Annotated in this window: 7 protein-coding genes; 6 read left to right on the top strand and 1 reads right to left on the bottom strand. The window is 70.2% G+C overall.

Going from position 1 to position 8,833, the window contains the following annotated elements:
• Positions 1-108: 108 nt before the first annotated feature.
• Positions 109-612: a transcriptional regulator BldD gene (gene bldD, locus ABZ016_RS32380; RefSeq protein ID WP_030166512.1), complete on the bottom strand. Its 504-nt coding sequence runs from the start codon at positions 610-612 to the stop codon at positions 109-111.
• A 267-nt stretch (positions 613-879) separates the two neighbouring features.
• On the opposite strand from bldD, the gene pyrR reads away from it, so the two are divergent.
• From pyrR to carB, 6 genes are all read left to right on the top strand, one after another.
• Entirely contained in the window at positions 880-1,446 is a 567-nt protein-coding gene (gene pyrR / locus ABZ016_RS32375) for a bifunctional pyr operon transcriptional regulator/uracil phosphoribosyltransferase PyrR (protein WP_356920250.1), read from the top strand.
• 100 nt (positions 1,447-1,546) lie between these two features.
• Positions 1,547-2,524: an aspartate carbamoyltransferase catalytic subunit gene (locus ABZ016_RS32370; RefSeq protein WP_356920249.1), complete on the top strand. Its 978-nt coding sequence runs from the start codon at positions 1,547-1,549 to the stop codon at positions 2,522-2,524.
• A gap of 5 nt (positions 2,525-2,529) precedes the next feature.
• The gene (locus tag ABZ016_RS32365; protein ID WP_356920248.1) at positions 2,530-3,816 is read left to right on the top strand and encodes a dihydroorotase; all 1,287 of its coding nucleotides are present in this window, start codon (positions 2,530-2,532) and stop codon (positions 3,814-3,816) included.
• Positions 3,813-4,382: a hypothetical protein gene (locus tag ABZ016_RS32360; protein ID WP_356920247.1), complete on the top strand. Its 570-nt coding sequence runs from the start codon at positions 3,813-3,815 to the stop codon at positions 4,380-4,382. Before ABZ016_RS32365 ends, ABZ016_RS32360 begins: the two co-directional genes overlap by 4 nt.
• A complete protein-coding gene (gene carA / locus ABZ016_RS32355; RefSeq protein ID WP_356920246.1) occupies positions 4,379-5,521 on the top strand; it encodes a glutamine-hydrolyzing carbamoyl-phosphate synthase small subunit in 1,143 nt (380 codons plus the stop codon). Before ABZ016_RS32360 ends, carA begins: the two co-directional genes overlap by 4 nt.
• Positions 5,514-8,822 carry a carbamoyl-phosphate synthase large subunit gene (gene carB / locus ABZ016_RS32350; protein ID WP_356920245.1) on the top strand — a complete coding sequence of 1,103 codons (3,309 nt, stop codon included), beginning with the start codon at positions 5,514-5,516 and terminating at the stop codon, positions 8,820-8,822. The genes carA and carB overlap by 8 nt, the downstream gene beginning before the upstream one ends.
• Positions 8,823-8,833: the final 11 nt, after the last annotated feature.

The following is an 8,833-nucleotide window of genomic DNA, read 5'->3' as shown; positions in this document are numbered from 1 at the left end:
GACCGTCTCAGCCCAACGACCTTGCGGCGGGTCCTCAAAGCGGTCGACGAGTTGGCCGAACGGTTCAGGCCACCCCGGCGGCACGTTTCTGCGCTCCTCGCGGAGTGCTCAGCCCTCCTCGTGGGACGCCACCGCGCGACGCGCGTCAGCGTCCAGGACACCCCAGCTGATCAGCTGCTCGGTGAGGACCGAGGGCGACTGGTCGTAGATGACGGCGAGTGTGCGCAGGTCGTCCTGGCGGATCGACAGCACCTTGCCGTTGTAGTCACCGCGCTGCGACTGGATCGTGGCCGCGTAGCGCTGCAGCGGGCCCGCCTTCTCGGCCGGCACCGTGGCCAGCCGCTCCAGGTCCAGGACCAGCTTCGGCGGCGGCTCGGCGGCGCCGCCCGGGGTGGTGCCCGGGAGCAGCTCCTGCACCGGAACGCCGTAGAAATCCGCCAGTTCGGCAAGGCGCTGCACGGTCACGGCGCGGTCGCCGCGCTCGTACGAACCGACCACGACCGCCTTCCAGCGTCCCTGGGACTTTTCCTCGACACCGTGGAGGGAAAGGCCCTGCTGGGTGCGGATCGCCCGGAGCTTGGCCCCGAGCTGTTTGGCGTATTCGCTGGACATATAGCTCCCCGGCACTGTGTCGACGCGCCTCGGCTGTGTTGCCGGACCGCGCGGCTGGTAACTCACTGTGAGGTTACGCAGCGTTACTCTGCCGCGTCAAGCCGAATGGTCCGCACCGACTCTTCCGTGGTATCGGCGCTCCGTTAGGCCGAGTGGGTGATTCGAGGGGGCCATCGAAGTGATCGTGCGGACCTGCTACCGTGTATGGCGCAATCTCGACGTCCTTTAAGGTCCGTCCCGTGAGGCGGAGAAGGAGGTCCGTTTCGTATGGACAAGCACGACACGCAGTCCGATGCCCGGCCCGTTCTCGAGGGGCCCGACATCGCGCGGGTGCTGACCCGCATCGCCCACGAGATCGTCGAACGCGCGAAAGGCGCCGACGACGTGGTGCTCCTCGGCATCCCGACCAGAGGCGTCTTCCTCGCCCGGCGGATCGCCGACAAGCTCGAGCAGATCACCGAGCGCAAGGTTCCGTGCGGCTCGCTCGACATCACCATGTACCGCGACGACCTGCGCATGCACCCGCCGCGTGCGCTGGCCCGCACCGAGATCCCCGGTGACGGCCTCGACGGCAAGCTGGTCGTCCTCGTCGACGACGTGCTCTTCTCCGGCCGCACCATCCGCGCCGCCCTCGACGCCCTGAACGACCTCGGGCGCCCGCGCGCGGTGCAGCTCGCCGTCCTCGTCGACCGCGGTCACCGCGAACTGCCCATCCGCGCCGACTACGTCGGCAAGAACCTCCCCACGTCGTTGCGGGAGACGGTCAAGGTCCAGCTCGCCGAGGAGGACGGTCGCGACACCGTGCTGCTCGGCGCCAAGCAGACCGCCCAGTAGCGCCTCGGGCGTACGCCGTCGGCGTACGCCGGCCCAGTGCGCCTCCGCGCGCCCGTCTGCCCCGATTCTCCTCAACGAACTGCCTTACGGAGCCTGACAGATGCAGCGTCATCTCATCTCGGCCGCCGACCTCACCCGCGACGACGCCGTCCTGATCCTCGACACCGCCGAGGAGATGGCCCGGGTCGCCGACCGGCCGATCAAGAAGCTGCCGACCCTGCGCGGCCGCACGATCGTCAACCTCTTCTTCGAGGACTCCACCCGGACCCGGATCTCCTTCGAGGCCGCCGAGAAGCGGCTGTCCGCGGACGTCATCAACTTCTCCGCCAAGGGCTCCAGCGTCTCCAAGGGCGAGTCCCTGAAGGACACCGCCCAGACGCTGGAGGCCATGGGCGTCGACGCCGTCGTCATCCGGCACGGCGCCTCGGGCGCCCCGTACCGGCTGGCGAACTCCGGCTGGATCGACGCGGCCGTCGTCAACGCCGGCGACGGCACCCACCAGCACCCCACCCAGGCCCTGCTGGACGCCTTCACCATGCGCCGCCGCCTGATCGGCCCGGACGCCGGTCTCGGCCAGGACCTCGCCGGCCGGCGCATCACGATCGTCGGCGACGTCCTGCACAGCCGTGTCGCCCGCTCCAACGTCGACCTGCTGCACACCCTCGGCGCCGAGGTCACCCTCGTCGCCCCGCCCACCCTGCTGCCCGTCGGCATCGAGAGCTGGCCCTGCGAGGTGTCGTACGACCTCGACAGCACCCTCTCCAAGTCCGACGCGGTGATGATGCTGCGCGTCCAGCGCGAGCGCATGAACGCCGCCTTCTTCCCGACCGAGCGCGAGTACTCCCGGCGCTACGGCCTCGACGGCGACCGCATGGCGCGGATGCCCGAGCACGCCGTCGTGATGCACCCCGGGCCGATGGTCCGCGGGATGGAGATCACCGCCGAGGTCGCCGACTCCGACCGCTGCACCGTGGTCGAGCAGGTCACCAACGGGGTGTCCATCCGGATGGCCGTCCTCTACCTGCTGCTGGGCGGAAACGAACCCGCCGTCACCCACACCCGTACCGAGGAGAAGTAAGACTCATGAGCAAGATCCTGATCCGCGGTGCGAAGGTGCTGGGCGGCGAGCCGCAGGACGTGCTGATCGACGGCGGGACCATCGCCGAGGTGGGCACGGGGCTGTCCGCCGAGGGCGCCGAGGTCGTCGAGGCCGAGGGCAAGGTGCTGCTGCCGGGCCTGGTCGACCTGCACACCCATCTGCGCGAGCCCGGCCGCGAGGACTCCGAGACCGTCCTCACCGGCACCCGAGCCGCCGCCTCCGGCGGCTACACCACCGTCTTCGCCATGGCCAACACCTTCCCGGTCGCCGACACCGCCGGGGTCGTCGAGCAGGTCTGGCGGCTCGGCAAGGAGCACGGCTACTGCGACGTCCAGCCGATCGGTGCCGTCACCGTCGGCCTGGAGGGCAAGAAGCTCGCCGAGCTGGGCGCCATGCACGAGTCGGCCGCCGGGGTCACCGTCTTCTCCGACGACGGCAAGTGCGTCCACGACGCCGTGATCATGCGCCGGTCCCTGGAGTACGTGAAGGCCTTCGGCGGCGTGATCGCCCAGCACGCCCAGGAGCCGCGGCTGACCGAGGGCGCCGAGATGAACGAGGGCGTCGTCTCCGCCGAGCTGGGGCTGGGGGGCTGGCCGGCGGTGGCCGAAGAATCGATCATCGCCCGGGATGTCCTGCTCGCCGAGCACGTCGGCTCCCGCGTCCACATCTGCCACCTGTCGACCGCCGGGTCCGTGGAGATCGTCCGCTGGGCCAAGTCCCGCGGCATCGCCGTCACCGCCGAGGTCACCCCGCACCACCTGCTCCTCACCGACGAGTTGGTCCGTACGTACAACCCCGTCTACAAGGTCAACCCGCCGCTGCGCACCGAGCGCGACGTCATGGCCCTGCGCGAGGCGCTCGCCGACGGCACGATCGACATCGTCGCCACCGACCACGCCCCGCACCCGCACGAGGACAAGGACTGCGAGTGGGCCGCGGCCGCCATGGGCATGGTGGGCCTGGAGACCGCCCTGTCGGTGGTGCAGGAGACCATGGTCGAAACAGGCCTGCTGGACTGGGCCGGCGTCGCCGACCGGATGTCCGTCAAGCCCGCGCAGATCGGACAGGCCACGGGCCACGGCCGTCCCGTCTCGGCAGGTGAGCCCGCCAACCTCACCCTGGTCGACACGGCATACCGTGGGCTGGTGGAACCCGCGGGCTTCGCCTCGCGCAGCCGCAACACCCCCTACGAGGGCCGCGAGCTGCCGGGCCGTGTGACGCACACGTGGCTGCGGGGCAAGGCCACGCTCGTCGACGGGAAGCTCACGTGAACCCTGCACTTCTGCTGGCCGCCGAGAAGGAATCGGCGCAAGTGACCGACTGGGCCGCCCGCATCGGCTGGGTCGTCGGCCTCGCCCTGTTCGTCGCGCTCGTCTACTGGCTGATGCGCGAGGGCTGGAAGTGGCGCGGCACCCTCCAGGGCGACCTGCCCGAGCTGCCCACCACCCCCGACGAGACGGGCCCGGCCCGGCTCACCCTGAGCGGCCGCTACCACGGCTCCACCACCGCAGGGCAGTGGCTCGACCGGATCGTCGCGCACGGTCTGGGCACCCGCAGCCGCGCCGAGCTGACCCTCACGGACGCCGGACTGGACGTCGTACGCCCCGGGGCGGACGACTTCTTCGTCCCGGCCGCGCAGCTCCGCGAGGCCCGGCTGGACAAGGGCATCGCCGGCAAGGTGCTCACCGAGGGCGGCCTGCTCGTCGTCACCTGGCAGCACGGCGACCGGCTGATCGACTCCGGGTTCCGCTCCGACCACGCGGCCGAGCACAACGAGTGGGTCGAGACCGTCAACTCCATGATCGAAACGAACACCAGGGAAGGCGCCGAACGATGACCACCTCCACCAGGGGAGCCGACAAAACTCCCGCCGTACTCGTCCTGGAGGACGGCCGGATCTTCCGCGGCCGCGCCTACGGGGCCGTGGGGGAGACCTTCGGCGAGGCGGTCTTCTCCACCGGCATGACCGGCTACCAGGAGACCCTCACCGACCCCTCGTACCACCGCCAGGTCGTGGTGATGACCGCCCCGCACGTCGGCAACACCGGCGTGAACGACGAGGACCCCGAGTCCAAGCGCATCTGGGTCTCCGGGTACGTCGTCCGCGACCCCGCGCGCGTGCCGTCCAACTGGCGCTCCCGGCGCACGCTGGACGAGGAGCTCGCCGCGCAGGGCGTGGTCGGCATCTCCGGCATCGACACCCGCGCCCTCACCCGGCACCTGCGCGAGCGCGGCGCCATGCGCGTCGGCATCTTCAGCGGCGACGCCGTCCAGGACGACGGCGCGCTCCTCGCACGCGTGCAGGAAGCCCCGCAGATGAAGGGCGCCGACCTGTCCGCCGAGGTCGCCACCACCGAGGCGTACGTCGTCCCGGCCCACGGCGAGAAGAAGTTCACCGTCGCCGCCGTCGACCTCGGCATCAAGGGCATGACCCCGCACCGCATGGCCGAGCGCGGCATCGAGGTGCACGTGCTCCCGGCGACCGCGACCGTCGAGGACGTGTACGCGGTGAACCCGGACGGCGTGTTCTTCTCCAACGGCCCGGGCGACCCGGCCACCGCCGACCACCCCGTCTCCGTCATGCAGGGCGTCCTGGAGCGCGGCACGCCGCTGTTCGGCATCTGCTTCGGCAACCAGATCCTCGGCCGCGCGCTCGGCTTCGGCACCTACAAGCTGAAGTACGGCCACCGCGGCATCAACCAGCCGGTGCAGGACCGTACGACCGGCAAGGTCGAGGTCACCGCGCACAACCACGGCTTCGCCGTCGACGCCCCGCTCGAGAAGGTCTCCGAGACCCCGTTCGGCCGCGCCGAGGTGTCGCACGTCTGCCTGAACGACAACGTGGTGGAGGGGCTCCAGCTCCTCGACCGCCCCGCCTTCAGCGTCCAGTACCACCCCGAAGCGGCAGCCGGCCCGCACGACGCCGCCTACCTGTTCGACCGCTTCGTTTCCCTGATGGAGGGCCAGCGTGCCTAAGCGCACCGATATCCAGTCCGTCCTGGTCATCGGCTCCGGCCCGATCGTCATCGGCCAGGCCGCCGAGTTCGACTACTCCGGCACCCAGGCGTGCCGCGTCCTGAAGGCCGAGGGCCTCAGGGTCGTCCTGGTGAACTCCAACCCGGCGACGATCATGACCGACCCGGAGATCGCCGACGCCACCTACGTGGAGCCGATCACCCCCGAGTTCGTCGAGAAGATCATCGTCAAGGAGCGCCCCGACGCGCTGCTGCCCACCCTAGGCGGCCAGACGGCCCTCAACACGGCCATCTCGCTGCACGAGGCGGGCACGCTGGAGAAGTACGGTGTCGAGCTCATCGGCGCCAACGTCGAGGCCATCAACAAGGGCGAGGACCGCGACCTCTTCAAGGAGGTCGTCGAGGCCGTCCGCGGCAAGATCGGGCACGGCGAGTCCGCCCGCTCGGTGATCTGCCACTCCATGGAGGACGTGCTCCAGGGCGTCGAGACCCTCGGTGGCTACCCCGTCGTCGTCCGCCCCTCCTTCACCATGGGCGGCGCCGGCTCCGGCTTCGCCCACGACGAGGAGGAACTGCGCCGCATCGCCGGCCAGGGCCTCACGCTCTCCCCGACCACCGAGGTGCTCCTGGAGGAGTCCATCCTCGGCTGGAAGGAGTACGAGCTGGAGCTGATGCGCGACAAGCACGACAACGTCGTGGTCGTCTGCTCCATCGAGAACTTCGACCCCATGGGCGTGCACACCGGTGACTCGATCACGGTCGCCCCAGCGATGACGCTCACCGACCGCGAGTACCAGACCCTGCGCGACATCGGCATCGCCGTCATCCGCGAGGTCGGCGTCGACACCGGTGGCTGCAACATCCAGTTCGCCGTGAACCCCGACGACGGCCGCGTCATCGTCATCGAGATGAACCCGCGCGTCTCCCGCTCCTCGGCGCTCGCCTCCAAGGCGACCGGCTTCCCGATCGCCAAGATCGCCGCCAAGCTCGCCGTCGGCTACACGCTGGACGAGATCCCGAACGACATCACGCAGGAGACCCCGGCCTCCTTCGAGCCGACGCTCGACTACGTGGTCGTGAAGGCCCCGCGCTTCGCCTTCGAGAAGTTCCCGAGCGCGGACTCCACCCTCACCACCACCATGAAGTCGGTCGGCGAGGCCATGGCCATCGGCCGCAACTTCACCGAGGCCTTCCAGAAGGCCCTGCGCTCGCTGGAGAAGAAGGGCAGCCAGTTCACCTTCGTCGGCGAGCCCGGCGACAAGGACGAGCTGCTGCGCGAGGCTGTCCGACCCACCGATGGCCGGATCAACACCGTCATGCAGGCCATCCGCGCCGGCGCCACGCCCGAGGAGGTCTTCGAGTACACGAAGATCGACCCCTGGTTCGTCGACCAGCTCTTCCTGATCAAGGAGATCGCCGACGAACTGGCCGAGGCGCCCGAGCTGACCGCCGACCTGCTCGCCGAGGCCAAGCGGCACGGCTTCTCCGACTCGCAGATCGGCGAGATCCGCGGCCTGCGCGAGGATGTCGTCCGCGAGGTCCGGCACGCGCTGGGCATCCGCCCGGTCTACAAGACGGTCGACACCTGCGCCGCCGAGTTCGCCGCGAAGACGCCGTACTTCTACTCGTCCTACGACGAGGAGACCGAGGTCGCTCGCCGCGAGAAGCCCGCGGTGATCATCCTGGGCTCCGGCCCGAACCGCATCGGCCAGGGCATCGAGTTCGACTACTCCTGCGTCCACGCCTCCTTCGCGCTGAGCGACGCGGGCTACGAGACGGTGATGGTCAACTGCAACCCGGAGACCGTCTCCACCGACTACGACACCTCCGACCGCCTGTACTTCGAGCCGCTGACGCTGGAAGACGTGCTGGAGATCGTGCACGCCGAGCAGCAGGCCGGACCGGTCGCGGGCGTCGTCGTCCAGCTCGGCGGCCAGACCCCGCTGGGCCTGTCGCAGGCGCTGAAGGACAACGGCGTACCGATCGTGGGCACCTCCCCGGAGGCCATCCACGCCGCCGAGGACCGGGGCGCCTTCGGCCGTGTGCTCAAGGAGGCCGGTCTCCCGGCCCCCAAGCACGGCACCGCCACCACCTTCGCCGAGGCCAAGGCCATCGCCGACGAGATCGGCTACCCGGTCCTGGTCCGCCCCTCGTACGTCCTCGGCGGGCGCGGCATGGAGATCGTCTACGACGAGACGCGCCTGGAGGCGTACATCGCCGAGTCGACCGAGATCAGCCCCTCCCGGCCGGTCCTGGTCGACCGGTTCCTCGACGACGCGATCGAGATCGACGTCGACGCGCTCTACGACGGCCACGAGCTCTACCTCGGCGGCGTCATGGAGCACATCGAGGAGGCCGGCATCCACTCCGGCGACTCGGCGTGCGCCCTGCCCCCGATCACGCTCGGCGGCTTCGACATCAAGCGCCTGCGCGCCTCCACGGAGGGCATCGCGAAGGGCGTCGGCGTCCGCGGCCTGATCAACATCCAGTTCGCGCTCGCGGGCGACATCCTCTACGTCCTGGAGGCCAACCCGCGCGCCTCCCGGACCGTCCCCTTCACCTCGAAGGCGACCGCGGTGCCGCTGGCCAAGGCCGCCGCCCGGATCTCGCTGGGCGCCACCATCGCCGAGCTGCGCGCCGAGGGCCTGCTCCCGGCGAACGGCGACGGCGGCGAGCTGCCGCTGGACGCGCCGATCTCCGTCAAGGAGGCCGTGATGCCGTGGTCGCGCTTCCGCGACATCCACGGCCGCGGTGTCGACACGGTCCTCGGTCCGGAGATGCGCTCCACCGGCGAGGTCATGGGCATCGACTCCGTCTTCGGCACGGCGTACGCCAAGTCGCAGGCGGGCGCCTACGGCCCGCTGCCCACCAAGGGCCGCGCCTTCATCTCGGTCGCCAACCGCGACAAGCGCTCGATGATCTTCCCGGCGCGCGAGCTGGTCGGGCACGGTTTCGAACTGCTCGCCACCTCCGGCACGGCCGAGGTCCTCAAGCGCAACGGCATCAACGCCACGGTCGTGCGCAAGCAGTCCGAGGGCACCGGCCCGAACGGTGAGAAGACCATCGTCCAGCTGATCCACGACGGCGAGGTGGACCTCATCGTCAACACCCCGTACGGCACCGGTGGCCGCCTCGACGGCTACGACATCCGGACGGCGGCCGTGGCGCGCTCCGTGCCCTGCCTGACGACGGTCCAGGCGCTCGCGGCGGCGGTCCAGGGCATCGACGCCCTCAACCGCGGCGACGTGAGCGTCCGGTCGCTCCAGGAACACGCGGAACACCTGACCGCGGCCCGCGACTAGCAGCCCCGAGG

The organism is Streptomyces sp. NPDC006372 (assembly GCF_040612515.1).
Taxonomy (GTDB): domain Bacteria; phylum Actinomycetota; class Actinomycetes; order Streptomycetales; family Streptomycetaceae; genus Streptomyces.
This window is presented reverse-complemented; position numbering and strand designations above follow the sequence as displayed.